Annotated in this window: 24 protein-coding genes; 15 read left to right on the forward strand and 9 right to left on the reverse strand. The window is 64.7% G+C overall.

From position 1 onward, the window contains the following. Positions 1 to 9 precede the first annotated feature (9 nt). Both aroE and DAES_RS15880 read left to right on the forward strand, forming a co-directional pair. Entirely contained in the window at positions 10 to 828 is an 819-nt protein-coding gene (gene aroE / locus DAES_RS15875) for a shikimate dehydrogenase (RefSeq protein WP_013516061.1), read from the forward strand. A gap of 59 nt (positions 829 to 887) precedes the next feature. Then, positions 888 to 1,553 (forward strand): peptidylprolyl isomerase, encoded by a 666-nt coding sequence (locus DAES_RS15880; RefSeq protein ID WP_013516062.1) that lies wholly within the window; start codon positions 888 to 890, stop codon positions 1,551 to 1,553. Positions 1,554 to 1,613: 60 nt separating this feature from the next. Here DAES_RS15880 and DAES_RS15885 read toward each other — a convergent pair whose 3' ends face one another. From DAES_RS15885 to DAES_RS15895, 3 genes are read right to left on the reverse strand one after another with little or no spacing between them, the layout of a single operon-like run. Further along, on the reverse strand, positions 1,614 to 2,483 hold the full coding sequence (locus DAES_RS15885) for an HDOD domain-containing protein (protein ID WP_013516063.1): 870 nt from the start codon (positions 2,481 to 2,483) through the stop codon (positions 1,614 to 1,616). After that, on the reverse strand, positions 2,480 to 2,956 hold the full coding sequence (locus tag DAES_RS15890) for a chemotaxis protein CheD (protein WP_013516064.1): 477 nt from the start codon (positions 2,954 to 2,956) through the stop codon (positions 2,480 to 2,482). Before DAES_RS15890 ends, DAES_RS15885 begins: the two co-directional genes overlap by 4 nt. A gap of 35 nt (positions 2,957 to 2,991) precedes the next feature. After that, on the reverse strand, positions 2,992 to 4,758 hold the full coding sequence (locus tag DAES_RS15895; protein ID WP_013516065.1) for an ABC transporter ATP-binding protein: 1,767 nt from the start codon (positions 4,756 to 4,758) through the stop codon (positions 2,992 to 2,994). Between the two features lie 137 nt (positions 4,759 to 4,895). Here DAES_RS15895 and DAES_RS15900 point away from each other — a divergent pair, with 137 nt between their 5' ends. From DAES_RS15900 to DAES_RS18075, 10 genes are all read left to right on the forward strand, one after another. Next, positions 4,896 to 5,675 (forward strand): metallophosphoesterase family protein, encoded by a 780-nt coding sequence (locus DAES_RS15900; protein WP_013516066.1) that lies wholly within the window; start codon positions 4,896 to 4,898, stop codon positions 5,673 to 5,675. 282 nt (positions 5,676 to 5,957) lie between these two features. Continuing rightward, positions 5,958 to 7,802: an N-acetylmuramoyl-L-alanine amidase gene (locus DAES_RS15905; RefSeq protein WP_013516067.1), complete on the forward strand. Its 1,845-nt coding sequence runs from the start codon at positions 5,958 to 5,960 to the stop codon at positions 7,800 to 7,802. A 249-nt stretch (positions 7,803 to 8,051) separates the two neighbouring features. Continuing rightward, positions 8,052 to 8,924, forward strand: coding sequence for a methylenetetrahydrofolate reductase (locus DAES_RS15910; protein ID WP_013516068.1), 873 nt, complete (start codon positions 8,052 to 8,054; stop codon positions 8,922 to 8,924). 26 nt (positions 8,925 to 8,950) lie between these two features. Beyond that, positions 8,951 to 9,682 (forward strand): metallophosphoesterase family protein, encoded by a 732-nt coding sequence (locus DAES_RS15915; protein ID WP_013516069.1) that lies wholly within the window; start codon positions 8,951 to 8,953, stop codon positions 9,680 to 9,682. 283 nt (positions 9,683 to 9,965) lie between these two features. Next, positions 9,966 to 10,289: a c-type cytochrome gene (locus DAES_RS15920; RefSeq protein WP_013516071.1), complete on the forward strand. Its 324-nt coding sequence runs from the start codon at positions 9,966 to 9,968 to the stop codon at positions 10,287 to 10,289. Positions 10,290 to 10,434: 145 nt separating this feature from the next. Next, positions 10,435 to 12,639, forward strand: a complete 2,205-nt coding sequence (locus DAES_RS15925) for a molybdopterin-dependent oxidoreductase (protein WP_013516072.1) — start codon at positions 10,435 to 10,437, stop codon at positions 12,637 to 12,639. Further along, positions 12,639 to 13,403, forward strand: a complete 765-nt coding sequence (locus DAES_RS15930; protein WP_013516073.1) for a 4Fe-4S dicluster domain-containing protein — start codon at positions 12,639 to 12,641, stop codon at positions 13,401 to 13,403. The genes DAES_RS15925 and DAES_RS15930 overlap by 1 nt, the downstream gene beginning before the upstream one ends. After that, a complete protein-coding gene (locus DAES_RS15935) occupies positions 13,396 to 14,112 on the forward strand; it encodes a formate dehydrogenase subunit gamma (RefSeq protein WP_013516074.1) in 717 nt (238 codons plus the stop codon). The genes DAES_RS15930 and DAES_RS15935 overlap by 8 nt, the downstream gene beginning before the upstream one ends. 95 nt (positions 14,113 to 14,207) lie before the next feature. Beyond that, positions 14,208 to 15,305: a rhodanese-like domain-containing protein gene (locus tag DAES_RS15940; RefSeq protein WP_013516075.1), complete on the forward strand. Its 1,098-nt coding sequence runs from the start codon at positions 14,208 to 14,210 to the stop codon at positions 15,303 to 15,305. A 103-nt stretch (positions 15,306 to 15,408) separates the two neighbouring features. After that, positions 15,409 to 16,431: a rhodanese-like domain-containing protein gene (locus DAES_RS18075; protein ID WP_271121197.1), complete on the forward strand. Its 1,023-nt coding sequence runs from the start codon at positions 15,409 to 15,411 to the stop codon at positions 16,429 to 16,431. Here the strand turns inward: DAES_RS18075 and DAES_RS17095 are convergent. Continuing rightward, positions 16,428 to 17,081, reverse strand: coding sequence for a TorD/DmsD family molecular chaperone (locus DAES_RS17095; protein ID WP_013516078.1), 654 nt, complete (start codon positions 17,079 to 17,081; stop codon positions 16,428 to 16,430). The two genes, DAES_RS18075 and DAES_RS17095, sit on opposite strands and share 4 nt — an antisense overlap. Positions 17,082 to 17,232: 151 nt before the next feature. On the opposite strand from DAES_RS17095, the gene DAES_RS15960 reads away from it, so the two are divergent. Continuing rightward, a complete protein-coding gene (locus DAES_RS15960; RefSeq protein WP_013516079.1) occupies positions 17,233 to 17,544 on the forward strand; it encodes a metal-sensitive transcriptional regulator in 312 nt (103 codons plus the stop codon). Positions 17,545 to 17,550: 6 nt separating this feature from the next. Here the strand turns inward: DAES_RS15960 and era are convergent, their stop codons facing one another. After that, positions 17,551 to 18,459, reverse strand: coding sequence for a GTPase Era (era, locus tag DAES_RS15965; protein WP_013516080.1), 909 nt, complete (start codon positions 18,457 to 18,459; stop codon positions 17,551 to 17,553). A gap of 297 nt (positions 18,460 to 18,756) precedes the next feature. On the opposite strand from era, the gene DAES_RS18005 reads away from it, so the two are divergent. Next, positions 18,757 to 21,492 carry a S8 family serine peptidase gene (locus tag DAES_RS18005; RefSeq protein ID WP_013516081.1) on the forward strand — a complete coding sequence of 912 codons (2,736 nt, stop codon included), beginning with the start codon at positions 18,757 to 18,759 and terminating at the stop codon, positions 21,490 to 21,492. Positions 21,493 to 21,532: 40 nt separating this feature from the next. On the opposite strand, the gene DAES_RS15980 is transcribed toward DAES_RS18005, so the two are convergent. The 4 genes from DAES_RS15980 to DAES_RS15995 all read right to left on the reverse strand — a co-directional run bounded on the left by DAES_RS15980 (position 21,533) and on the right by DAES_RS15995 (position 24,231). Further along, positions 21,533 to 22,924: a peptidase U32 family protein gene (locus DAES_RS15980; protein WP_013516082.1), complete on the reverse strand. Its 1,392-nt coding sequence runs from the start codon at positions 22,922 to 22,924 to the stop codon at positions 21,533 to 21,535. Between the two features lie 184 nt (positions 22,925 to 23,108). Beyond that, positions 23,109 to 23,474 (reverse strand): Hsp20/alpha crystallin family protein, encoded by a 366-nt coding sequence (locus DAES_RS15985; protein WP_013516083.1) that lies wholly within the window; start codon positions 23,472 to 23,474, stop codon positions 23,109 to 23,111. Positions 23,475 to 23,487: 13 nt separating this feature from the next. After that, entirely contained in the window at positions 23,488 to 23,901 is a 414-nt protein-coding gene (locus DAES_RS15990; RefSeq protein WP_013516084.1) for an Hsp20/alpha crystallin family protein, read from the reverse strand. Between the two features lie 135 nt (positions 23,902 to 24,036). After that, the gene (locus DAES_RS15995; protein WP_013516085.1) at positions 24,037 to 24,231 is read right to left on the reverse strand and encodes a Trm112 family protein; all 195 of its coding nucleotides are present in this window, start codon (positions 24,229 to 24,231) and stop codon (positions 24,037 to 24,039) included. A 139-nt stretch (positions 24,232 to 24,370) separates the two neighbouring features. Between DAES_RS15995 and DAES_RS16000 the strand changes: the two genes are divergently transcribed. After that, positions 24,371 to 25,231, forward strand: coding sequence for a PHP domain-containing protein (locus tag DAES_RS16000; protein WP_013516086.1), 861 nt, complete (start codon positions 24,371 to 24,373; stop codon positions 25,229 to 25,231). Positions 25,232 to 25,567: the final 336 nt, after the last annotated feature.

Here is a 25,567-nt window from a genome sequence, read left to right on the forward strand (position 1 = left end):
GACGCGACCGTGACCGCCCGATACGGCATCATCGGCTGGCCCCTGGGCCACACCATGAGCCCGACCCTGCACAACTGGGGGTTCGGCCAGATCGGCCTCGACGCCGTGTACAAGGCATGGCCCCTGGAGCCGGAAGGCGTGGCCGACTTCATCCGCCGCGTGCGAACCGAGCCGATCATGGGCGCAAGCGTGACCATCCCCCACAAGCGGGCGGTCATGCCGCTTCTGGACCGGCTGACCGACCGCGCCAGGACCGTGGGCGCGGTCAACACCCTGTACTGGGACGGCGATCAGCTCTGCGGCGAGAACACTGACGTGACCGGCCTCGTGGCCCCGCTCAGGCAGCTGGGCCAGCTGCCCGGATCGGCCCTGGTCCTGGGCGCGGGCGGCGCGGCCAGGGCCGCGGTTATCGGATTCCGGGAGCTCGGCGTCCCGGACATCAGGATCGCCAACCGCACGCCGGACAAGGCGCGCGCAATCGCCAGCGAGCTTTCGGTGCGCGCCGTGGCCTGGGAGGCGCGCATGGACCAGGGCGCGGGCATCGTCTGCAACACCACGCCCCTTGGCATGTCCGGCGATCTGGCACAGGCCACCCCGTGGGACGCGGACCGGTTCGAGCCGGGCATGATCGCCTACGACATCGTCTACAACCCCCTGCGCACCCGTTTCCTGCGCGAGGCCGGGGCCGCCGGGTGCCGGACCGTGTCGGGTCTGGAGATGTTCCTGCACCAGGGGCTGGCCCAGTTCCAGCTGTGGACCGGCCATGCCCTGGACGAGGGAGGGGCCAGGGAACTCCTGCTTGCCATTCTCGACAGGCCGGACCGTTGATTTGACGGGCGGTTTTGGGTAGGCTCTGCTTTCAAAAGACAAGAAAAAGGTGATTACCCATGAGAAAAATCGAGATTTTTATCGGCACACTGCTCCTGACCTGTCTGCTCGGCCTGCCCTGGGGCACGGCCTGGGCCCAGGGTGGAGGCCCCAACCCGGTGGTGGTCTTTGACACGAGCATGGGGCGGTTCATGGTCATGCTCTACCCGGGCGAGGCCCCGGAGACGGTCAAGAATTTCCTGCGCTATGTGGACGAGGGCTTCTACGACGGCACCCTCTTCCACCGCGTGGTCACGGACAAGGACTTCAAGCGCAACAACGTGGCCGGGCACAACCCCATCCCCTACAACATCATCCAGGGCGGCGGCTTCGAGATGGGCATGCGCATGAAACAGACCCACCCGCCCATCGCCAACGAGGCGATCAAGGCCATGGTCAACCAGAAGGGCACCATTGCCATGGCCCGCGGCAATGCCCCGGACTCGGCCACGGCCCAGTTCTTCATCAACATCAAGGACAACCCCTCCTTTGACTACAAGACGATCCCGGACCGCATTGATCCGGACAAGGTCATCATCAAGGAAGGCTACTGCGCCTTTGGCAGGGTGATCAGGGGGATGGACGTGGTCGAGGAGATCAGCCAGGTGGAGACCGCCACCCTGGCCCCGCACGAGAACGTGCCCGTCAAGCCGGTGGTCATCATCAAGGCCTACAGGCCGCAATAGTCCGACCGACAGTCAGGTTGCCAAGACCGGGAGGGTGTCCGCCTTCCCGGTCTTTTACATTCACACGGGGCAGGCATCCTCGGCGCACTCAAGGAACAGGCTCCAGACCGTGCGCAGTTCGACCACGACATTGGCGCTGACCCTGTCCACTATCTCCGCCGTCAGCCCGAGGCGCTGGATGACGGCTGCGGACGGGACGTAGTTGAGACCGTCCACGCCGAGCCCCACGCCGATCATCTTGGCCAGGGCATTGCCGATGTGGACCAGATCGAGGACCACGCCCGGCTCCGGAGATTCGTCGGGCCGCAGGTGGTGGCAGACGACCTCGGTGATATCAAGAGGCAATCCCCAGGACTGGAGCAGGATGCCGCCCAACTCGGCGTGGTTGATGCCGAGCACGGCGTCCTCGGCCTGGTCGAAGCTCAGCCCTTGCTCCATGGCCAGGGCCAGGATGGGTTTGGCATTAATTTTTACATAGGTGCCCAGCAGGATCTTGCCGATGCCCGAGAGCAGCCCGGCGGTGAAGGTGTGCTCCGGAGCGTCCAGGCCGAGCACCCGGCCCAGCTCCCTGGCCGCCATGGCCACGGCCACCGAATGTTGCAGGTGCATGCTCGGCGCCAAATCGTAGCCGTCGATCCTGTGCACAAAGGAGGGGGCCACGCCCGTGGAGATGATGAACTGGAGCACCTGCAGGGTGCCCAGACGGCGGATGGCCTCGCGGGCCGTGAGCATGGGCTTGCCGCCGCCGAAGAAGGAGGCGTTGACGATCTTGAGCAGGTTTGCTGTCAGGCCGGGATCATGCTCGATGATCAGGGCCAGTTCCGCCATGTCCGCGTCCGGGTCGCACAGCATTGCCGCCGCCTTGGTGGCGCAGCAGGGGATGGCGACGACCCGCGAGACTGTGGACAGAATCTCTTCGCGTCTGGTCATATGTCTTTCTCCTCTCCCAGGGAACGGACCACAACACGGCCCGTATCCAGATGCAAAAACATGGTTCGGGGAATGGTGCCGCCGACATTGGAGGCGGACAGGGTGACAGAGTTGCGGTCGAGCAGCTTGTCCAGGGCTTCGAAGTTGCGCGCCCCGGTGTTGAAGAGGTTGTCACCGCGCATGTTTGCTCCCCCGGCGGCCTTGAAGATGATGCGCCGCTTCTCGGCCCCCCGGTCCATGAGCTTGCGGACCATCATGGCCACCCCGGTGTTGACGAACATGTAGGGGTTGGCGCGCGCCTTGTCCCTGGCCGCCCCGGCGTGGGGGAGCAGGCAATGGACCATCGCGCCTATGCCGGCCTTGGGGTCGTAGACCGTGACGCCAAGGCAGGAGCCCAGGGAATAGGTGACAATGACGTCCTCCCGGTCCGCCGAGAGCTTCATGTCGGATATGTTGACGATATGCAGGGCCATGTTTGGTCCAGGCGCTCACAGGCGCGCGGCAGGGCCTACCGGATGGAGTCGTCGAACTGCATCTGGTAGAGACGGTTATAGAGCGGGCAGGATGCGAGCAGATCCTTGTGGGAGCCCGTGGCAACGACTTTGCCCTGTTCCATGACCACGATGACATCGGCGGTGAAAATGGTGGACAGCCGGTGCGCGATGACCAGGGAGGTGCGGCCCTGCATCAGGTTTTCCAACGCGTCCTGGACCACCCGCTCGGATTCGGTGTCCAGCGCGCTGGTGGCTTCGTCGAGGATGAGCAGGGAGGGATTCTTCATGATGGCCCGGGCAATGGTCAGCCGCTGCTTCTGGCCGCCGGAGATCTTGACCCCGCCCTCGCCCACCACGGTGTCATAGCCTTGGGGCATGGCCATGATGAAGTCATGGGCATAGGCGCTGCGGGCCGCGCACTCCACCTCTTCCATCGCATACTCGTCGCGGGCATAGGCGATGTTCTCGCGCATGGACAGGTTGAAGAGAAAGGTGTCCTGGGAGACGAGCCCAAGGCCCCGGCGCAGGCTGTTCAGGGTGTAGTCGCCAAGGGGCGTCCCGTTGAGCAGGATGCGCCCCTGCTGGGGGTCGTAGAAGCGGGGGATGAGGTTGACCAGCGTGGTCTTGCCCGAGCCGCTGGGGCCGACGATGGCCACGCGCTGCCCGGCCTTGATGGTCAGGGACACCCCGTTGATGGCGGGCGACGCTGTGCCGGGGTAGGAAAAGTGGATATCCTCGAGCCGCAACTCGTCAAAGGTGCCGTCAAAGACGACGTCCCCCTCGTCCTCGACCTGAATCTCCGGGGAGTCGAAGATGTCGAAGACCCGCTCCGCGCCGGCCAGACCGGCCTGGATCTGGTGGTTGGACATGTTGATCTTCTTGATCGGCTCGTAGAGCTGGACCAGACAGAGCAGGAAGGCGGTCAGGTCGCCAGGGGTGATGATGCCCTCCACCACGCGGCTGCCGCCGACCCATAGAACCGTGGCCCCGGCCCCGGCAGCCACTAAATCCATGACCCGTGACGAGCTCTCGTTGTAGAAAATCTGCCGGATGACGATCTTGGTCAGTTTTTCGTTTTCCACGTTGAAGCGCAGCCCCTCGCGCACCTCGTTGGCAAAGGCCTTGATCACCTTGATGCCCGAGAACCCCTCTTCAAGGATGACGTTGACCCCGGACAGTTCGGCCTGGATCTTGCGCCCGTACTTGCGCACCTTTTTTCCGAAAAAGACGATGGGGTACAGGGCCAGGGGCATGACCACCAGACTCCAGAAGGCCAGGGAGGCGTCGAGATAGATGACCGTGCCGATCAGGCCGATGAGGGTGAATATCTGGCGCACGAACATGATGATGCTCGGCAGGCTCTGGCGCACGGCCACCACGTCGTTGATGATCCGGCTCATGAGCATGCCTATCTCGCTCTCGGCGAAAAACGGCATGGGCAGGCGCACGATCTTGTTGAACAGGTCGCGGCGCATGTCTTTGAGCACCAGGATGCCGGTGGCGTTCATGATGTATGTCTGGACGAACTGGAACACGCCCTTGAGAACGATCAGGATGACAAAGCCGAAGATGCACATTTTGAGCACGCTCAAGTCTTTGGCCACCAACACGTCGTCGGTGACGTATTTGGTCAGCCAGGCCAGGGCCGGGGCGATGGGCGCGTAGAGGAGCATGGCGATGACGGCGAAAACCACCCGCCCCTTGTAGGGGGCGAAATAGCCGATGCTGCGCTTGAGCAGGTGGGCATTCCCGAGATAATGCAGGTTGGTGGAACGGGCCAAGGCGTCTCCTCGTGGCGTTGGATGCAAGGCTTGGCGAAACGGATGCGCCGCCACGCTTCCTTTATATCTTTGATGACCGCGAGTAAAGCCCTGCCGCAGGACTTGCGCCCGGGCCGTTTTTTTCCGACAATGCAATCATGAGCATGCCTGAAAGCGGACAATACCCCCTGGCCGTGCTGGCCGATATCCACGGCAATGCCGACGCCCTGGCAGCGGTGCTGCTGGACGCGAGGCAACGCGGCGCGGTCCGGTTCGTCAACCTGGGCGACACCTTCTACGGCCCGCTCGACCCTGCCGAAACATGGCGGATGCTGCGGGCCATGCCCATGGAGGCCGTGCTCGGCAACCAGGACCGCATCCTGCTCGACCCGGACGGGCCCATGGCCGGGATGCCCGCCTTCCGGGCCGCGCGTGAGGCACTGGGCGGCGAGGGGCTGGCCTGGCTGGCCGCGCTCCCGGCCACGCTGGTCACGGCCACCACGCGGGTCACGGACAGGAGCATCTTCCTGTGCCACGGCACGCCCGCCAGCGACACCGCCTACCTGCTGGAGGACGTGGCCACCGGAAGGCCGGTGCAGCGCGACAGGGTAGCCATCGAGACCGACCTGACCCTTGTCCCGCCCGGCTGCACCCTGGTCCTGGCCGGACACAGCCACCACCAGGGCATGGCAGTGTGCGGGCGGATCACGGTGGTCAATCCCGGCAGCGTCGGCCTGCCCGCCTACGACGACGATGCACCGCCCCACGCCATGGCCTCGGGCTCGCCACACGCCCGGTACGCTCTGCTGTCGCCCTCGCCCTCAGGCTGGGACGTGCTGCTAACGGCTGTGCCTTACGACTGGGAGCGCGCTGCCCGACTGGCGCAGGCCAATGGCCGCAGCGACTGGGCGCGCTGGCTGGCGACTGGCCTGGCCTGACCCTTCCGGAAGCGCGAAAGCCTCTTCATCCCACCGGGATTTCAGACGGTTACGGCAATCCAGGAGACCAACGACTGGCACCATGTCCACGCTGCGCCGGGTGTGGGTGGGCAACCGGCGACCGGCACGATGCCGTTTTTTCCACAGAAACCGCATTCTTCTCTGGACTTTTTTTAGATTTTTCTGAAAACTACCAAAACACTGTGGTTCCCAAGCCCCTTCAGCGCATTCAGAAACGTGCACGCTGCGGGTGGACAGATACCGCCGCCACGGTCAGGACTTATGATACCGCGTTTTGGCAGACACACTCTTTTCCTTTTGCCCGCACTGCTGGTGCTGGCCGCGATTTTGGCGTGGCCGTCTTCGGGCGTGGCCGCTTCGGCCTCGTCCCTGTTCACCCTGGGCCATGCCGAGTTCCACACCCTGATCAAGGATCCGCGCAAGGCCAAGTACCGGGCCAACTGGGAAAAGGTGGAGCAGCGGTTCAGCCAATGCCTGCGGGCAGACCCTGACGGGCCGAACGCACCCAAGGCCCTCTACTACATAGGCCGCGTCCACGAGGAGCTTGGGGTGCAAAGCGGCTCCGGTGCCGACTTTCGCCGCGCCATAGATTACTTTGGCCGGGTGGTCAGCCGCTATCCCCGCCACGGATGGGCCGACGACTGCCTGTACCGCCGCGCCGACATCAATGCCCGACGGCTCAAGGAGACCGAGGCCGCGCGCCTCGATCTGGCCAGGATACTGGTGGAATACCCGCGCTCGGACATGTACGCCAAGGCCGATGCCGCCCTGCGCAAGCTCGGCGGATATGACAAGGCCGTGGCCAAGATGTCTGGCAAGTCGGTGCAGAAATCCCTGGACGAGGTGGCCCGCCGGGTGGCGGAAACGCCCCAGCCGGCCAAGCCGGAAACCGTCGTCGACGCCGACGGGGACAAGCGCATCGTACCCAGCGACCCGTCCGGCCTCGCCCACCTCGACATGGTCCGCTACCGCTCCAGCGACGAATACACCCGCGTGGTGCTCGAACTCGACAGCCGGGTCACCTACCGCTATCAGGTGCTCGACCCCAACCCCGAAGTGGGGCGGCCCCACCGGCTCTACATAGACCTCCAGAACTCGCGGCTGGGCCACGATGTGACTGCGGCCACCACGGTCTCCGACGGCATCCTGCGCTCCATCCGCACCGGCCAGTACGACAAGGACACTACCCGCGTGGTTCTCGATTTCCTGTCCATGCAGGAATACAAGGTCTTTCCCCTGGACAATCCCTTCCGCATTGTCGTCGATGTCTACTCGCCCGATCCGGAAGCGGCCCAGGCCCAGGCCGAGGCCAAGGCGGCCAGGGCGGTGCAAAAGGCCCAGGCCAAAAAGGGCACCACCAAGATATCCTATCGCACGCCGAGCGGCAGCAAGCAGATGGTCGGCGACCTGCTGGAGCAGCTCGGGCTCACGGTCAGGACCATCATGATCGACCCCGGCCACGGCGGCAAGGACCCCGGAGCCGTGGCCAACGGCCTCAAGGAAAAGGACATCAACCTGCGCTTTTCCTTCATCCTCGGCAAGATGCTGGAGGAAAAGGGCTTTGCCGTGCATTACACCCGGACCACGGACATTTTCATCCCCCTTGAACAGCGCACGGCCATGGCCAACGTCAAGAAGGCGGACCTCTTCCTCTCCATCCACTGCAACGCCAACCACAGCGCCAAGGTCAGCGGCATCGAGACCTACAGCCTCAACCTGGCCAAGACCAACGATGCGGTGCGCATCGCGGCCCGGGAAAACGCCGTGGACCCGCGCGCCATCTCCGACCTCCAGTTCATCCTCACGGACCTGATGGTCAACTCCAAGATCAAGGAAAGCCGCGATCTGGCCACGGACGTGCAGGACAACACCCTGGCCCATGTGCGCCGCAAGTGGCAGGTCAAAAGCAACGGCGTGCGCGAGGCCCCCTTCTACGTGCTCATGGGTGCCAAGATGCCGTCCATCCTCGTGGAGATCGGCTACATCACCAACAAGAACGAGGCCAAGCTGCTCAAGTCCGACCCCTACCTGGAATATCTGGCCAGGGGCGTGGTGGACGGCGTGATGGCCTACAAGGGCAAGATCGAACGCTACGCCATGCGCTGAGCCGCCATACTGCATGCCACCTTCATCAGGCCGCTCCCCACGAGCGGCTTTTTTCGTGGCCGATCTCTAAAAACACAGCCGCCCATCTGGCCCGCACAGGGCGCACGCCGAGCCCGTACCCCTTCGCCATCCTTCTCCCGGTTTCTGGCCCGGCTTGTCTCTTGACACTTGGCCGAGGACGCTGTAGCCATACATCAATATATCCGTATATGAGGATTTAGTGATTTATTGCCACCCAAGGAGGGCGTCGTGCGTATTCCCGATCTGATCGGTTCCCTGTCCAGGCCGTTTGTCTCCATCGAGCTGCTGCCGCCGCGCCGCGAGGCGGAGCTGGCCGGGTTCGGCCAGGCGGTGCAGGCCCTCAAGGGCATGAAGCCGCTGTTCGCGGCCGTGACCTGTGGTGCGGGCGGGCGCGGGGCCGTTGGCACCCTGGAGACGGCGCGCGACCTGGCCGAGGACCACGGGTTCACGGTCATGCCGCACCTGACCTGTGTGCATGTGCCGCCCGCGGCCCTGCCCGGCCAGTTGGACGCGCTGCGTACCTGCGGCATCCGGAACGTGCTGGCCGTGCGCGGCGATTTTCCGGCAGGCATGGAGCCTGTGTCCAAGGGCTTCCGCCACGCCTCGGATCTGGTGGCCAGGGTGCGCCAGCTGGCCCCGGACATGGCCGTGGGCGTGGCCGCCTACCCGGACGGCCACCCGGATTCGCGCTCCATCCTCGAAGACATCGGGTTCCTGCGCTTCAAGCTCGACCAGGGCGCGAGCTTTGCCGTGACCCAGCTCTTCTTCGACAACCGCCGCTATTTCGACATGGTGGACCGGCTGGCTGCCATGGGCTGCACCAAGCCGATCATCCCGAGCATCCTGCCCATCCGCAGCCTGGGCCAGATCAAGCGGGTCATGGAGCTGTGCGACGCGCCCGTGCCGGGCACACTGCTGGCCGACATCGAGGCAGCCCACGCCAAGGATGGCGACGCGGGCGTGCGCCGGTATGGCGTGGCCCAGGCCGCGTCCCAACTGTCCGAGCTGCTGGAGCAGGGCGCGCCGGGTGTCCACCTCTATCCCTTCAACCGGGCCGACATGTGCCTGGAGGTGGTACAGCGGGCCGGGCTGTTGCCCTGAACCGGGCATGCGTATATCGTGGGTGCATGCCGCGCCTCGCCATCATGTCCGACCCCCACGCCAATCTGGAGGCGTTGACCCAGGTGCTGCACGACATCGCCGGGCAGGGCGCGGATGAGACTTACTGCCTGGGCGACGCCATCGGCTACGGCCCACAGCCCCAGGAATGCTGCGACCTGCTGCGCGAGGCCCAAGTGACAACGCTCATGGGCAACCACGAGCAGGGGCTGATCAACATCCACTACCTGCGGGACTTCAACCAGCCCGCTGCCGACGCCCTGCGCCGCACCCGCGAGATGCTCGACGAGGCCACCTATCACTGGCTCGTCTCGCGGCCCAAGGCCCTGGTGGCCCACGGTTGCCGCATGGTCCACGGCACCCCGCCCGACTCGATCACGGAATACATCTGGAAACACGAGACGGCCATGGATGCGGTCTTTTCCCGGTATCCCGAGGCTGTCTGCTTTGTGGGCCACACCCACGACCTGATGCGCTTCACCCATGGGGTTGGCGTCGGGGCCAGCCGCAAGTTGCCGCTGTTGCCGGGCGAGACTGCCCTTGAGCCGGGCCTGCGCCACCTGATCAACGTGGGTGCAGTGGGCCAGCCCCGGGACGGCGACAACCGCGCCAAATACGTGCTCCACGACACCGACGCCAGAACCGTGACCCTGCGCCGCGTCCCCTACGACATCGCCAGGACCGCCGCGCTGATCGCGGCCAGGGGCTTTTCCAAGGCCTTTGCCGACAGGCTCTGGTAACGATACCCCCCAGGGGGTATCACCGAAGACTCAAAAAAATTGACGACCTCCGTGACAGGCGTGCTCATGTGCGCCTGTTTTCTTTTCTATTATGGCTGGTTATAAATCATACCTCCGGCGTCGATTTATTTGCCAACCCCCTTGACACCTATACCCGGTATGGGTATGTATTGAGCAAAGGAAACCATTCCGGGCGAAGTTATAATAGCCCCGGCCCGGCTGGGTGGTATGTGTTTGATGGTGGGGCTGCATTTTGTTGAACAACCTGATCACTGGAGGGAATATGAACCGCACAGCAATGACGATAGTCGCGTCCGCCCTGGTCGTTATGATGACCGTGTCCATGGCCTTTGCCCTGGGCGACGGCAATGGCCGCAAGGGCAAGTTTCTCTACCGCAAGAACTGCCGCTCCTGTCACGACGGGAAGAGCGCGGCGGACCTGAGCCCGGCGGACCGGACCCAGGCCGAGTGGAAGGCCACCTTTGCCGACATGGGCAAGATCAAGTGCAGCGACGGCTGGACCATCAGCAAGGAAGAGCTCAACGACATCTACACCTACCTGTACGAGTACGCCAAGGATTCTCCGTCCCCGGCCAAGTGCAGCTAAGACACCCCGCCCGCGACGCCGCTTTTTGTGCGGCGCGCTGACAACGGCCATGCCGTCCCCGCCTCGCCCCCCGGGGCGGGGACGGCAGCCAAAAAAGGCGAACCGCGTCGCTGTCGCGACCCCTACGCCAGGAGGCAGATCCCCAATGCCGGACTCCACCACCACGCTCTCCCGCCGCGACTTCTTCAAGGCCTCCGGCCTGATGGCGGCTGCCGCCGTGGGCGGCCCGGCCCTGCTGGGCGGCCTGCGCAAGGCCCATGCAGCCACCATGACCCCTTCCATGGCTCCGGCCCGGGACTCGAAGTTCTCGGTCTGCGACATGTGCTTCAACAAGTGCGGGCTGATCGCCCGCGTCGAGAACGGCGTGGTCGCCAAACTCGATCCCAACCCCAAGTTTCTCAAGTCGCGCGGCATGTTGTGTGCGCGCGGCAATGCGGGCATCAGCCACGTCTATGACCCGGACCGGCTCAAGCACCCCCTGCTGCGCAAGGGCGAGCGGGGCGAGGGCAAGTGGCAGCGCATCCCGTGGGACGAGGCCCTGGACATGGCCGCCCAGAAGATGGCCGAGGTGCGCGAAAAGTACCTGCCCTGCGGCCACCTCTTCTCAGCCGGGACCGACATGCACTCCCTGTTCGTGGGGCGGCTGGCCGAGGTCTACGGCTCGTTCAACATCACCTCCCACGAATCCCTGTGTCTGGTTTCGGGCAACCGAGCCTTTCTCGACACCTTTGGCGAGGAACCCTTTGCCGACGTGCTCCACTCCAAGTACGTGATCATGGCCGGGGCCAACCGCTTCGAGGCGCTGGTCACCCCGGACTCCATGGACCTGATGACCGCCATGCGCGAGCACGGCTGCAAGCTGGTGACGCTCGACCCGCGCTACACCAAGACCGCGGCCCTGTCCGACGAGTGGTATCCCATCAAGCCCGGCACGGACATGGCCTTCATGCTCGCCCTGGCCCACGTCATCATCGGCGAGGGGCTTTACGACCCCCAGTGGATCGCGGAGAAGACCTACGGCATGGAACAGCTCATGGAGCACGTCAAACAGTACACCCCGGAATTCGCCGCCGCAGAGTGCGGGGTTCCGGCCTCGGACATCGCCCGCATCGCCCGCGAGCTGGCCGCGGCAGCCCCGGCCTCCATGGTCTATCCGGGTCGCCGCAGCTCGGACTACGAGAACTCCACCCAGATCCGCCGCTCGTTCGCCATCGTCAACGGGCTGCTGGGCAACTGGGACCGCCCCGGCGGACTGCTGGCCGCCCGTGCCGTCGGGCTGCGGGGCGTGCCCTACGACGCGCCCTGGTACGACGAGAACCACGAGGACCGCATCGAGGCGGGCAAGGTGCCCATGATGTTCGAGCACGAGGGCAGCTTCATGGTCACGCGCGACTCGGTGCTGGCCGACGACCCGTATCCCATCCGGGGCTGGTTCATCTACAAGACCAACCCCATGGCCACCGCACCGGACCGCAAGAAGACCATCGAGATGATGCACAAGATGGATTTCGTCACCGTGGTGGACATCGCCATGTCCGACACGGCCTGGTACGCGGACCTGGTCCTGCCCTCCCAGAGCTATCTGGAGCGCATCGACCCCTGCTCCGGCCTCCAGGGCTCGTCCGCCTGCGCCTGCGTGGTCAAGCGCGACCCGGTCATCGAGCCGCTCTACGAATCGCGCTCGATCTTCGACATCCTCAAGGGCATCGCCGGTCGGCTCGACCTTGGCGAATACTTTGACTTCACCATCGAGGAATTCCGCGAAAAGCAGCTGGCCGGGCTGCCCGGCGCCGAAGGGATCATGGACCGCGACGGCGTCTACTACAATCCGAGCAAGGTCTACGGCATCTATGAAGGCATGGTCTACAAGACCCTGTCCCAGAAGGTGGAGCTGTACAACCAGCGCTACGAGCAGATGGGCATCGACCCCCTGCCCCGCTACACCCCGCCGACTGAGCCGCCCAGGAACCAGTTCCGGCTGGTCATCGGGCGCAACGCCATGGTCACCCAGGGATCCACCACCAACAACGCCCTGCTGCACGAATTCGTGCCTACCAACACCCTGTGGATCAACCCCGGCCCTGCCGCACAGCTGGGCATCGCTGACAATGATCTGGTGGAGGTGTCGAGCGCGGTGGGCCGCCAGTCGCTGCGGGCCGAGGTCACGGACAAGATCCGCGAGGACACGGTCTACATGCTGACCGGGTTCAACACCCTGTCCACCCAGCAGAAGCTGGCCCACGGCAACGGCGCGAGCATCGCCGAGATACTCGATGGCCGCTACGACACCGTGACCGGCAACGCGGCCCTGCACCAGACATTTGTGACCGTAACAAGGAAGGTGGCATGATGGCACGGCAACTGGCAATGGTCATCGACGCGGCCAAGTGCATAGACTGCAAGGCCTGCGTGGCTTCCTGCAAGGTGGCCAACCACACGCCCGAGGGCCAGTGGCGCAACTGGATCAAGCATGAGGACGCCTCGCCCTCTCCGGGCGCGGGCACAAGCAAGACACGCTTCCAGCCCGGCGCGTGCATGCACTGCGACAACCCCACCTGCGTGGCCGCCTGCCCCACCGGGGCCACCTACAAAGACCCGGAAACCGGCGAAGTGGTCATTGACGACGGGCTGTGCATCGGCTGCGGCAACTGCATCCCGGCCTGCCCCTACCACGCCCGGTTCCGCAACGCCCAGAAGCGCAAGGCGGACAAGTGCAACTACTGTCCGGAGCGTCGGGCCGCCGGGCTCTCGCCCGCCTGCGTGGACACCTGCCCGACCAAGGCGCGCGTGTTCGGCGACATCAACGACCACCAGAGCGAGGCCGGACGGCTCTATCTGGCCAACAAAGACCGGCTGACCAGGGTGACTGCCCTGACCGACACCAAGCCCAACATGTTCTACCTCGGCGACCCCGGCCCCGGCGCCTGGGGCGGCGAGGCCGTGGTGCCCGCCTCCATGGTAGCCATGAAGCAGTCGGCCCCGTTCATCAAGGGCATCGTGGCCCTGTCGGGCCTCGGCGTGCTGGTCATGCTCGGCCGCCAGCTGCTGGTCGGGAGTGGCGACAAATCCTCGGATTCCGATCATTCCAGCGGCAAGGAGGATTCCGATGCCTAGGACGCACAAGCGGCACGACCGCTCCGACATCTTCATCCATTGGTTCAATGCGGCCTGCTGGCTGCTGCTCCTGCTCACCGGCGTGGGGCTGATCCAGAACCCGGCCATCGACCCCTTTGGCTCCGGATACCCGCAGGCCCTGCGCTCGCTGGTGGGCGGCGGAGCCGCCCTGCTTGCCCTCCACGAGGGCATCGGGGTGCTGTGGATACTCGGCTTTGTCTTCTATCTGATTGTCAACTTCAAGGGAGCCAGGTTCTTCCTGGCCGAAATATTCTCGGTCAGCCCGGCCCGCGACATGGCCTGGATGGTCAGGAAGATGGTTCTGATGACCCTGGGCCCCAAGGCGCTCAAGGGAGTGGGCATGGACCCGGAGCTGCCCGACCAGGGCTACTACAACATGGGTCAGAAGGCGTTCGCCCAGGCCAGCGTGGTCGGCGGCGTGGTCATCGCTGCGACCGGCGTGATCATGCTCCTGTCCGACCGCACCTTTGGCGCGGACTCGACCGGGCTGGTCGGCTGGGCCGTGACCCTGCACTTCATCGCCGTGGGACTGGTCTTCGCCGGGCTGCTGGTCCACATCTACATGGCGGCCATCTCGCCCGAGGAGCGCCCTGGCTTCAAGTCCATGTTCACCGGCGTGGTGCCCGACGGCTACGCCAAGCACCACCACCGGCTGTGGTGGGAAAAGATCAGGAACGACGGCGAGTGACGCCGCCGGAACGGATATGAGGGAAGGAAACGCCCCGCCCGACAGCGAGGGGCTGGCGGGCCGGACAAACGACACATCAATGAAGGGAGTGTACCATGCACAAGACACGCATTCTGATAGCCATGCTGCTGGCCCTGGCCCTGGCAGCGGCCACCCCGGCCCTGGCCGAGGAGGGCGCCAAGCCCAAGTTCAAGGAATTCCATTCCATCGTGGATTACGCCTTTGTGGCCAAGCATGCCAAGATGCCCAAGCCCAAGGACGTGATGATCATCGACTCGCGGCCCTACAAGCCCACCTTTGTGGCCGGATACATCCCCACGGCGGTATCCATCCCCACCAGCCAGTTTGAGAAGATGACCGACCAGCTGCCCGCGAACAAGGCGGCCACGCTGATCTTCTACTGCGGCGGGTTCGACTGCCCGCTCTCGCACAAGGCGGCCTTCATGGCCGAGGCGCTGGGCTACACCAACGTCCATGTCTACGCTGCCGGGTATCCGGACTGGAAGAAGAAGGCCCCCTACCATTCCATCGGGGTGGAGACGGTCATGGAGATGATGACCAAGGGCGAGAAGTACATCCTGGTGGACGCCCGCCCGGCCAAGCTCTTCCTGGAAGGGTCCATCCCGTCCTCCATCTCCATCCCTGAGCGGGAGTTCGCGGACAAGCGGGGCATGCTGCCCGTGGGCAAGGACGAGGTCTCCCTGGTCTACTACTGCGGCGGGTATGACTGCGTGCTCTCCCACAAGTCGGCCATCAAGGCCCGCGCGCTGGGCTACAAGAACGTCCTGGTGGCCGAGGCCGGATACCCCGCATGGCAGAAGCTCTATGGCTCCGCGGGCGGCGTGGCCGTCAAGGCGGGCGAGGCCGAGGGAGCCATCGACCTTGAGCAGTTCAAGGCCATCCTCAAGGACAAGCCCGAATCCATCATGCTCATCGACGTGCGCGACCGCGAGGAGTTTGCCGTCAGCCACTTCCCCACTGCGGTCAACATGACCGTGGACATGGTCGAGAAGCAGGCCGCCCAGATGCCCGTGGACAAGCCCATCGTCTTTGTCTGTGCCACGGGCGCGCGCTCGGGCGAGGCATACTACCTGCTCAAGGACCTGCGCCCCGAGATCAAGGATGTCTACTACCTTGAGGCGACCATCAAGTTCGGCGACAACAACAGTTACGAGATCACACCCAACAAGTAGCCATTGACCACTGCGGGGCCGGGAAGGCACAACCCCTGTCACCTCCTCCATCCCGGCCCCGCGCCCTCCCTGCCATGCCAGGGAGGGGAGGAGCGCGCGGAAGATGAAGCCCCTTTCTATGGCCATCTGGCTGCTCATCGCCCTGCTTCCCGCCCTGTTCCCCGACGCCCGCGCGGACGCCGACACAGACGGGGACGAAGCACTCTGGTGGTCCGCCGCCCAGGCCGAGAGCGAGCGCGACGGCTACAAGCTCATCGACACCGACCAGTTGCTCATGCTGATCAACTCCGGCCAGCCCCCCCTGATCATCGATGTCCGGGCCGACTACGAGTTTGAGGCCGGACATGTGACCGGGGCCGCGAATCTCGAATTCGACCTGGGCGACCGGGGTGACCTGGACACGGCCAAGCGCACGGCCTTCGCAGCCCTGGCCGGGCCGGACAAATCGCGGCCCATCGTCTTCTATTGCCGCAGCTTCAGGTGACTGCGCAGCGGCATTGCAGCGCGCTGGGCAGCGCGCATGGGGTATGAGAAGGTGTACAGACACCCAGGCGGATTCCACGAGTGGGAGGCGGCCCATCCGGAGCTGGTGGTCGGAACCGTGCCCGAACAGCGCGCCCTGGCGCCGGGCGATTCCTTCCCGGATTGCCGTCTGGCGCTGTTGAGCGGCGACCACGACCGCGAGTATCTGGACCTGCCCGCCGACGCCAAGTGGCTCGCCCTTGCCGACCTGAGGGCGCGCTTCGTGCTCATCCAGCTCTACAACACCATGTGCCACGAGTGCGTGCGCGAGACCAAGATGCTCAGCCGGTTCTTCGAGCGGGTGGAGGCCGACCCGGTCCTGGCAGGCCGGCTCAAGATCATCGGGGTGGGGATATACGACACCAACCTCAAGGTGGTGAAGTTCCGGAAGCATTACGACGTGCTCTACCCGCTGTTCGCGGATCAGCACGGGGAGATCTTCGGCTGCCTGGGCCAGGCCCAGGTGCCGCTGGCCTACCTGCTGCGGGCCAGGGGCGACGGAACCTGGAACATCGAGCTGATCAAGCGGGGGTATTTCGAGCCGGACGAAACCTTCCTGAACACACTCCGGGATGCGGTCATCCGCTCGGACTGCACCGACTAGGTGTGGGCCGGGATATCTCCGGGGTTTCGATCAAGGATATCAAGGACATCGAGCAGCAGCCCGGCGCTGGCTGCGTAGATCGGATGCGGACGGCCACTTTCAAGAGCCCTGGCGAACCGGCCCACCCAGGGGCGCATGACCTCGCGGGCAAAGGCGAGCCCGCTGGCCTCTGACTGGCCCTCGTTCTGCGCCCAGGCCGTGGCCAGCAGGTGGTAGAGGTATTCGAGCTCCACGGCCAGATGGTCGGGCGGCTCGTTTGCCGGGCCATGGATTTCCAGCCCGGCATCGGCCAGCCGCTGGCGCATGGCCAGGGCGCTTTGGCCCATGACACGCGGCGCGGTGCCCAGGTGGCACGATTCGTAGAGCGGGGCGGCCACCCCGCCGCTGGCCGCGATGAACAGGCGGACGTATTCGGTTTCCAGGTCAGCCAGGCCATCAGGAGCGCCGGGAGCCGCGTCTTGCAGATTGTCGAGGATGGCCGTAAGGTGCGCGAACCGGGACGGGACCTGCCCCTTGAGCTCGGGCAGTCCGGCCTCGAAAAGGGCCTGCCAGCCCGCCTGCGACGGGCCGCGAAACACGGCCACCACAAGCTCGATGGCATTGAGCAGAAAGACCTGCTCGGCTTGATTGGTGATGGTAAAACCGGCCATGGCGGACACCCCTCTGTTGTCTGTGCACATACCCTACGAGAGTAGGGTAATTCAGCCGGACACGCAATGTCGGCGGCCGCGAAACGAGTGATCACGAAACAAGCCAACGGTCTGCCGACAGCAGGCCGCAGTGACGGGCAAGGAGAACGCCATGAACGCGAATGCGAGCACGAGCGAGAAGGAGCAGGAGCAGATCAAGCACAATGTCCTCTCGCGCATGAAGCGTATCGAAGGACAGGTGCGAGGCATCCAGCGCATGATCGAGGATGGCAAGGAATGCGAAGACATTCTGGTCCAGGTGCGCGCTGTGCGCTCGGCGCTCCAGTCGGCCAACAAGCTCATCCTCAAACGGTACATGCTGCGCTGCTACAACGAGGCCGTGCTGGAAAGCCACGACGGCCACGACGAGCATGAAGCCCTGGAAAAGTTCATCAAGGTGCTGACCGGATTCCTGGAGGGCTAGCCTTCCCTATTCGCCAAGGCCCATGGCGCGCAGGAAGCCGGGATCCTCGGTCCAGCCGTCGCGCACCTTGACCCACAGCTCCAGGTGGACCTTGGTCTCCAACAGCTCGGCGATCTCCAGGCGCGCCTCGGAGCCGATCTTCTTGAGATTCGCGCCCTGCTTGCCGATGATCATGCCCTTGTGGTTCTTCTGGGCCGTGTAGATGACCGCGTTGATCACGGTCATGCCCTCGCGCGAGGTCTCGTCCCAGGCCTCGATCTCCACGGCGGTGGTGTAGGGCAGTTCCTGACGCAGGGTGTAGAACAGCTTCTCCCTGATGATCTCCGAGGCCATGAACCGGACCGGGGCCGTGGATATCTGGTCTTCCGGGAACATGGCCGGGCCTTCGGGAATAAAGTCGAGGATGCGCTTGAGGAGCACGTCCGTGCCCTGGCCCCTGAGGGCGGAAACCGGAATGAACTCCGCCGCGGGCCACAGCTCGGCCGCACGGGCCAGCACAGGCAGCATGCCCGCCTTGTCCTTGATCCGGTCGATCTTGTTGACGGCCACCAGCACAGGCCTGCCGGTCTCGGCCACGGGCTTGACCAGCGGCTTGATCTCCTTGTCCATCATGTACGGCTTGGCCGCATACAGGGACGCGTCGAGCAGGACCACCACCACGTCAGCCCCGGCCAGGGCGCTCCAGGCCGCCTCCAGCAGAAAGCGGTTCATCTTGCCGCGCAGCTGGTGGATGCCCGGCGTGTCGAGAAACACCACCTGGGCCTCGTCCGTGGACAGGATGCCGCTGATGCGGTTGCGCGTGGTCTGGGGCCTGGGCGACACAATGGCCACCTTCTGCCCCAATAGCTGGTTCATCAGGGTGCTCTTGCCCGCGTTGGGGGGGCCGATGAGAGCCACGGTTCCGAATTTGTGCATGTCAGTGCCTCTGGTCTTGGGCCTGGCCCGTTGCTGTGGCGGCCCGCTGGCCGTGCCATGGCCTAGCGGCCTTTGCGGGAAAAGACAACCGGAAAGACGTGGGGCAAACCATCGCCGCCGCCAGGACAACGCTAGCAGCAAGGGCGGCCACCGGCAACCGGGTACCCGCGTAAAGCGGGCGGTCAGGTTGCTTTCCGACCAAGTAGCGCATATCCGCGCCTTGTTTTTTCCGATGGCATGGACTACTCTCAGCTCACTGGATTTTCCCTGAAACCACGAACGCACAGGCTGCCACCAATGCCCGATCACAACGACCAGCCCTCCCCCCAGCTATTCGGCTCTCCGGCAGCCCAACCCAGGGATATGCTGGCCCAGCTCGACCAGCCTTCCCAGTTCCAGCCGGGCAGCATGCCGCCGCCCGGATACCAGGACCCCGACGACGGGAATGCGCCCGATTCCGGCGACGCCCCCGCCCCTGGAGGCGCACCCGGGACAGGCGACAACGGGTTGAGCGGCCAAGGGATGGACGGCGAGGGAGCAGGGACAGACTCCGGAGACCAGGACGCGCCGGGCGGGCTGCTTCCCGGCCAGGGGACGGCGGGATTCGGCGACCTGACGAATTTATACGGGACCGGTCTGGGCAGCGACTTTGGCGGCGGCCCCCTGTTCGGCGGCGGTCTGGGCGGCGGTCTGGGCAGCGGGTTCGGCGGCGGCCTGGGCAGCGATCTGGGCTCCATGCCCGGCGGCAATCTCTTTGGCGGCGGGTTCGCCTTTGGGGGCGGCGCTCCCGGCCCACTGCTCGACATCCCGTACACGCCGCCAAGCCTGGGCAGCCCCTTTGGCCCGGCACCGGGCACGGGCCAGCATTCCGGATTCGCTGACGAGGACGACTATCCGGACGACAACAAGGACGACCCGGTGGTCAGCCCGTTCGACCCGCTCTTCTCCCAGCAGTGGTACATCAGGAACACCACGGGCGGCGTGGACCTCAACGTGGTCAAGGCCTGGGAGGACTACACCGGTGCAGGCATCCGCGTGGCCGTGTGCGACGACGGCATCGACTACAACCACCCGGACCTCCAGCCCAATTATCTCAAAGATCAGGGTTACAACCAGACCACTGGGGAAGACGGCTACCCCGCTGTCGGCCAAAACCACGGCACCGCCGTCTCCGGATTCATCGCCGCGGCCAAAAACGGCTTCGGCATCCAGGGCATCGCTTATGACGCCAAAATCGCCTCCTTTGTCGATGGCACCGCCGAAGGCATGCTGGCGCCGGTCATGCTGCGCCAGACCTCCTTCGACATCTCCCAGAACAGCTGGACCCTGTCTCCCTTTGCCAACGCGACAACGGTGGCGGCTTCAGTGCAGACCCTGGCCGAAGTTGGACGCGGCGGGCTGGGCACGGTGGTGGTTTTCGCGGGTTCCAACGAGCGCGACCAGGATATCATGTCCACCTACTACAACACCAACAACACCCCCTACGCCTTTTCTGTGGGTGCCGTGGACAGCACCGGAAAGTACGCCTGGTTCAGTTGCGCCGGGCCCAACCTGCTGGTCACCGCACCGGGCCAGGACGTGCTGACCACGGACAGGACGCCCCCGGCAGGCAGCGACCCCAACTCCTATTTCCATTCGGGAGACGGGACGTCCTATTCCTCGCCCATGGTCAGCGGCGTCATCGCTCTGATGCTCGAAGCCAACGCCAACCTGGGCTACCGCGACGTGCAGACTATCCTCGCCGCCACTGCGGTGCGTACCTTGGGCATGGTCTCCGCCGAGGGCAAGCCCTGGGACTGGCAGATCAACAGCGCGGAAAACTGGAATGGCGGCGGCATGCACGCCAGCCACGACTACGGCTTCGGCCTCGTGGACGCCGCTGCGGCCGTGCGCCTGGCCGAATCCTGGGACAACGGCGCGCACACCGTAGCCAATCAGGCGCAGCAGACTGCCTCGGCAACCCCCAACCTGACCATACCGGACAACACCGGGGCCAGCCTCACCTCCTCGGTCACCATCGCGGGCGACATTGTCGTGCAGCAGGCCGTGGTCACCGTGAACATCACCCACCCCCGCTTCGACGACCTCGAAATCACCCTGACTTCGCCCGACGGCACGTACAGTGTGCTCATGTATCACCCCAGCATTGAGGGTATCGCCCAGGAGCTGGGGGTCGGCACCACGGAATATCTGGCCGCCAAGAAGTTCACCTTCAACACCACCGACAACACATGGTCCTTCATGACCGTGACCCCGTTTGGCGAGTTCGGCGAGGGCAACTGGGTGCTGACGGTCAAGGACACGGTTTCCGGCGACATCGACGACATCTGCAACTTCAACGGCTGGACCCTGACCCTGTACGGCGACAATCCCTCGGCGGACGACTACTACATCTATACCGACGAATATGCCGACATGGTGGCCGCAGACGTGTCCAGGGCCACCCTGGAGGACGGCGGCGGCACCGACACCATCAACGCCTCTGCCGTGACCGGAAACAGCATCGTCAACCTGACGCCCGGCTCGGTCAGCACCCTGGCGGGCACCTCCCTGACCATTGCGGCGGGCACCACCATCGAGCATGCCCACACCGGCGACGGCAACGACATCCTCACCGGCAACGATGCCAACAACAACCTCTTTGGCTGGCGCGGCAACGACGCCATCTCGGGCGGCGCAGGCAACGACCTGCTTTACGGCGGCACGGGCAGCGACACCCTGACCGGCGGCACGGGCAACGACACCTTCTATTATGGCTTGCCCGGTGAAGGCGGCGACCACATCATGGATTTCAGCAGCTTCGACGATGTCTTCCACTTCGCCTTTGCCGCCTTCGGCCAGTCGGCCGCAGGCACCCTGGCCGCAGAATACTTCTTCAATTCCGCCAGCTCCATCAATGTCTCGGATGCCTGTTTCTACTTTGAGGCAGACACCCTCTGGTACGACGCCGACGGCATGAACGACGACACCGCCGTGCAGATAGCCCTGGTCATGGGCGACGCCGTGCAGGTGAGCGATATCGTCTTCGTGTAAGCCGGGCGGGCAGGATGGGGGAGGCCTCCGGCGGTAAGGGTCAGTCCAGGACGTCCAGGTTCCAGGGTTGGCGGATGAACATGCCAGGGCGAATCTCCGGGTGGTCGCAGATGAGCAGGGCGCGCTGGCCTGGGTGGGAGACAGTCAGGCCGATGCCCAGATCGTTCTCCACGCCATAGTCCTCGGAGGAGATGCGCGGGCGGATCAGGCCGGGGATGAGCAATTCCATGTCCTGGTCGGTCTGCCAGCGGGCCTTGGTCTGGATGTGCCATCTGCCGTCGCCAGCCTGCGACAGCACCCGCGCCAGCACGGGCCGTTTCTCGCCCTCGTCGGGCGGCAGGGCGATGGCCCCGCGTCGGTCCGGGTCGAAAAAGCCGGTGGTCAGGGGGCGCGAGGCCGCATTGACCAGCTCCGAGAGGTATTTCTCCGGCATGAATTTGCCCTTGGCAATGTCGCGCAGGGCCGTGCCGTAGGCATCCACCACCTGGGCCAGATAGGCCGAGCTCTTGGTCCGCCCCTCCAGCTTCACCGAGGCCACGCGCATGCGCGAGAACCACTCCAGATAATGCAGCAGACACAGATCCTGGGCCGCGAAAAACGCGGACCAGCCGCCGGTCTCGTGGGCCAGGGTCAGGGCCGGGTCCGCCGGGGTTTCAGGGCGCGCCTCTTCATCGCCCAGCGGCTCGAAGGAAAACTCGTCGTCCGCGCACTCGAAGGTGAACTCCTCGCCCGTGCCGTACTCGCGCACCTCCCAGAGCGGCTCGCCGGGCCGGGTGCGCTCTTCGAAGGTCACGGCCAGGGGGCGGTATTCATAGCGACACGGATGGGAGCACTCGCCCAGGTTGCCGGGCCGGTTGTTGAGCAGGGCCGAAAGATAGCAGCGGCCCGACACGGCCATGCACATGGCTCCATGCACGAATATCTCCACCTCCATGTTCGGCATCTGCTTGCGGGTGATGGCCAGCATCTCCAGAAGCTCCTGGGCACGCAGCTCGCGGGCCACATTGACCCGACTGGCCCCGCACTCGCGCCAGAAGCGCACAGCCTCGGAGTTGGAGGTGTTGGCCTGGGTGGAGACATGGACCGGTACCTCGGGCAGCTCGCGGCGCAAGAGCCGGATAACGCCCGGATCAGCGGCGATGATCCCGTCAGGCTTCAGCTCGCCAAGCATCTCGATATACCGGCGCACCGCAGGCATCATGCTCTCGCGCGGATACACGTTGAGGGTGAAGTACGCCTTGACCCTGGCCGCGCGGGCCTTGGCCAGCCCTTCGGCAAGCTCGCTCTCCGAGAATCCTCCGGCCCCGGCGCGCAGGTTCAGGCTGCCGCCGCCCAGATAGACCGCGTTGGCCCCGTACAAAATGGCGGTTTCGAGCTTTTCCATGTCCCCGGCAGGGGCGAGCAGTTCTGGCGTGTGGATGGTGGCGGGCATGCTTCCTCTCACGGACAAAATCATTTGAAATGCGGCACAGCGGGCATCACGATACAGCAAAGCGCATGCCCGCGCCAGATGCAATGTGTCGGCTCGGCGCGCCGCCCCACAAGCGGCAGGCCCCCAGACCGTCTGGTCCGGGGGCCTGCCTGTGGGGGTCAAGGCAATGGCTCTGAAACAATTCTTACGCGCTGACGATCTCGATCTTCCTGGGCTGGACCTTCTCCACCTTGGGTAGATGCAGCTCCAGCACGCCGCCTGAGAGGTTCGCCTTGATCTTGTCGCGGTCGATGATGTCGCTCACGGAGATGGCGCGGACATACTCGCACTCGCCAAACTGCATCTCGGCAAAGTGCTCGTCCTGGCCGTGGGCCAGGGTGGTCCGCCCCTGCACGGTCAACTCGTCGTCCTGCAGGTCTATGGCCAAATCCTCCCGCTTCACGCCGGGCAGATCCATGTAGATGTAAAATCCGTCCTCGCGCTCCAGGATGTCCGTGGCGGGCCGGTAGCGGGCCAGGCTCCTGTCTTCCTTTTTCACGATCTCGCTCATGTCCGCACCTCCCTTACGCTATTTCGATGTTGATGGAACGGGGCCTGACATCCTCGGCCTTGGGCAGGGTCACAGTCAGCACGCCGTCGGCCATCACGGCCTTGACCTTGTCCCGGTCCACCGGGACAGCGATGTTGACAACCCTGTGGAAAACGCCGCTCTGACGCTCCTGACGATAGTATTTTCCCTGGGGCGCGCTCCGCTCGCCCTTGAGCACCAGGGTCTTGTCCGACAAGGTCAGTTCCACGTCCGCAAGTTCGACTCCGGGCAGCTCGGCGCGCACATAGATGTTCGCGTCGTCGTTGCTCAGGTTGAGCGGAGGGTAGGCCAGACGGCGTTCATCCCCCATCGGGGATTTGAAGAACTCCTCGAACACCCGGTCAAAGCGCGAGGGAAAATTGTACAGGGTATTGAAATCGATAACCATGGGATACACCTCCTTGCTTCGTTGTTTCAGGAGAAATAACCATGGTTCTTTTCCCGTCAAGCCTGCCTGTGGAAAAATAACGCTCCGCCGCGGATGACCGAGGCGGAGCGCTTGCAAACATGGCTGTTCCGAGTGTCAGGGCTGGCTGGAACCGGTCCACGCCTCTTCGGATACCGCCTGATCAACCAGCATGATGGGGATGTCGTCCCTGACCGGGTAGACCACCCGGCAGGCAGGACAAAAAAGCCCGTCCCCAGCCGGGAGCAGCGTCACGCTCCCCGTGCACTTCGGGCAGGCCAGGATGTCTGTGAGTTCCTTGTCGAGCGCCATGGGTTCCTCCTTGCGGTCTGCCCGTCATCTACACGCATCGCTCCGGGCTGGCAACACGCCCTTTACCTGACCGCCCCCCGCCTGCTACCATCGCGCCGGGCAATGACGCCCCGAACAGCACACCACAGGACCAGCCGCCATGAGCATTGACCTGCATACCCACTCCACCGCCTCGGACGGCACCCTGTCGCCCACCGAACTGGTCCGCCTTGCCAGGGAGATCGGCCTGGACGCCATCGCCCTGACCGATCACGACACCCTGGGCGGCCTCGACGAAGCCGTTGAGGCGGGCAAGACCTGTGGCATCGAAGTCATCCGGGGCTGCGAACTCAGCCTCGAATCGCCGCGCGGCGCAGGCTGGATGCACGTGGTCGCCCTCTGGGTGCCCGAACAGGCCGACGAACTCCAGGCCGCCTTTGAATGGGTCATCGAAGGCCGACTGATCCGCAACCACGAGATCGTCAACAAACTGCGGACCCTTGGCGTGAACATCACCTACGAGGCCGTGGCCGCACGCGCGGGCGGCACCATAGGCCGACCCCATTTTGCCCAGGAAATGCTCGCCCTGGGCGTGGTCTCGTCCATGGACGAAGCCTTCAAGGTCTGGCTGGGCGACAATGGCCGCGCCTACGTGCCCAAACGAAAACTCAAACCCGCCCAGGCCCTGGGCATCCTCAAGCGGGCCGGAGCCACTAGCATTCTGGCACACCCCTTCATGCTCGGACTCGATCTGCCCAACACCGAAGCCCTGGTCCGCGAACTCATGACCCACGGACTCGACGGCATCGAAGTCCACTATCCCGAACACGACGACGCCACCACCAAGACCTTCAAACTCCTGGCCGAACGCCTCGGCCTGCTCATCAGCGGCGGCTCCGACTTCCACGGCAGCGTCAAACCAAAAATCTCCCTGGGCACAGGCAAAGGCGGACTGCACGTTCCCACCGCCCTGCTCCACGCCATGAAAGCACACCGCCACGCCCAAGGACTGCCCTGCTGAACCCCCACGCCCCTAATGCCTCCGGCGGCCAGGGCGCTGCCCTGGACCCGCCAAGGGCCTAAGGCCCCTGGACCCCAAGCGAGCCTCCGGCGGGAAGAGCCGCGTGAAACAGCGATGGCCTGCCCACCCTCCGGGATGGACAGGCCATCGCTGTTTCACGCTGCAGGGTTAAATTCAGAAGAATCCTTTGATCTTGTCTTATGTCCTGCCCAGCCACACCAACCCCAACCTCCCTTCGCCAGCCCCGCAATGGGCAGGAGCGTCGTGGCACCAGTTGCATCGGCCTGCGGCAGGGCGAAACCCGGCGGGAGCGGAGTCTTCGACCGCTCCCAACTG

Source organism: Pseudodesulfovibrio aespoeensis Aspo-2, from assembly GCF_000176915.2.
Taxonomy (GTDB): domain Bacteria; phylum Desulfobacterota; class Desulfovibrionia; order Desulfovibrionales; family Desulfovibrionaceae; genus Pseudodesulfovibrio; species Pseudodesulfovibrio aespoeensis.

Coding starts and splice junctions, on each gene's coding strand:
- DAES_RS15880 (WP_013516062.1), top strand. CDS start 888: ATGAGAAAAATCGAGATTTTTATCGGCACACTGCTCCTGACCTGTCTG.
- DAES_RS15885 (WP_013516063.1), bottom strand. CDS start 2,483: ATGACCAGACGCGAAGAGATTCTGTCCACAGTCTCGCGGGTCGTCGCC.
- DAES_RS15890 (WP_013516064.1), bottom strand. CDS start 2,956: ATGGCCCTGCATATCGTCAACATATCCGACATGAAGCTCTCGGCGGAC.
- DAES_RS15900 (WP_013516066.1), top strand. CDS start 4,896: ATGAGCATGCCTGAAAGCGGACAATACCCCCTGGCCGTGCTGGCCGAT.
- DAES_RS15905 (WP_013516067.1), top strand. CDS start 5,958: ATGATACCGCGTTTTGGCAGACACACTCTTTTCCTTTTGCCCGCACTG.
- DAES_RS15915 (WP_013516069.1), top strand. CDS start 8,951: ATGCCGCGCCTCGCCATCATGTCCGACCCCCACGCCAATCTGGAGGCG.
- DAES_RS15920 (WP_013516071.1), top strand. CDS start 9,966: ATGAACCGCACAGCAATGACGATAGTCGCGTCCGCCCTGGTCGTTATG.
- DAES_RS15925 (WP_013516072.1), top strand. CDS start 10,435: ATGCCGGACTCCACCACCACGCTCTCCCGCCGCGACTTCTTCAAGGCC.
- DAES_RS15930 (WP_013516073.1), top strand. CDS start 12,639: ATGGCACGGCAACTGGCAATGGTCATCGACGCGGCCAAGTGCATAGAC.
- DAES_RS15935 (WP_013516074.1), top strand. CDS start 13,396: ATGCCTAGGACGCACAAGCGGCACGACCGCTCCGACATCTTCATCCAT.
- DAES_RS15940 (WP_013516075.1), top strand. CDS start 14,208: ATGCACAAGACACGCATTCTGATAGCCATGCTGCTGGCCCTGGCCCTG.
- DAES_RS17095 (WP_013516078.1), bottom strand. CDS start 17,081: ATGGCCGGTTTTACCATCACCAATCAAGCCGAGCAGGTCTTTCTGCTC.
- DAES_RS15960 (WP_013516079.1), top strand. CDS start 17,233: ATGAACGCGAATGCGAGCACGAGCGAGAAGGAGCAGGAGCAGATCAAG.
- era (WP_013516080.1), bottom strand. CDS start 18,459: ATGCACAAATTCGGAACCGTGGCTCTCATCGGCCCCCCCAACGCGGGC.
- DAES_RS18005 (WP_013516081.1), top strand. CDS start 18,757: ATGCCCGATCACAACGACCAGCCCTCCCCCCAGCTATTCGGCTCTCCG.
- DAES_RS15980 (WP_013516082.1), bottom strand. CDS start 22,924: ATGCCCGCCACCATCCACACGCCAGAACTGCTCGCCCCTGCCGGGGAC.
- DAES_RS15985 (WP_013516083.1), bottom strand. CDS start 23,474: ATGAGCGAGATCGTGAAAAAGGAAGACAGGAGCCTGGCCCGCTACCGG.
- DAES_RS15990 (WP_013516084.1), bottom strand. CDS start 23,901: ATGGTTATCGATTTCAATACCCTGTACAATTTTCCCTCGCGCTTTGAC.
- DAES_RS15995 (WP_013516085.1), bottom strand. CDS start 24,231: ATGGCGCTCGACAAGGAACTCACAGACATCCTGGCCTGCCCGAAGTGC.
- DAES_RS16000 (WP_013516086.1), top strand. CDS start 24,371: ATGAGCATTGACCTGCATACCCACTCCACCGCCTCGGACGGCACCCTG.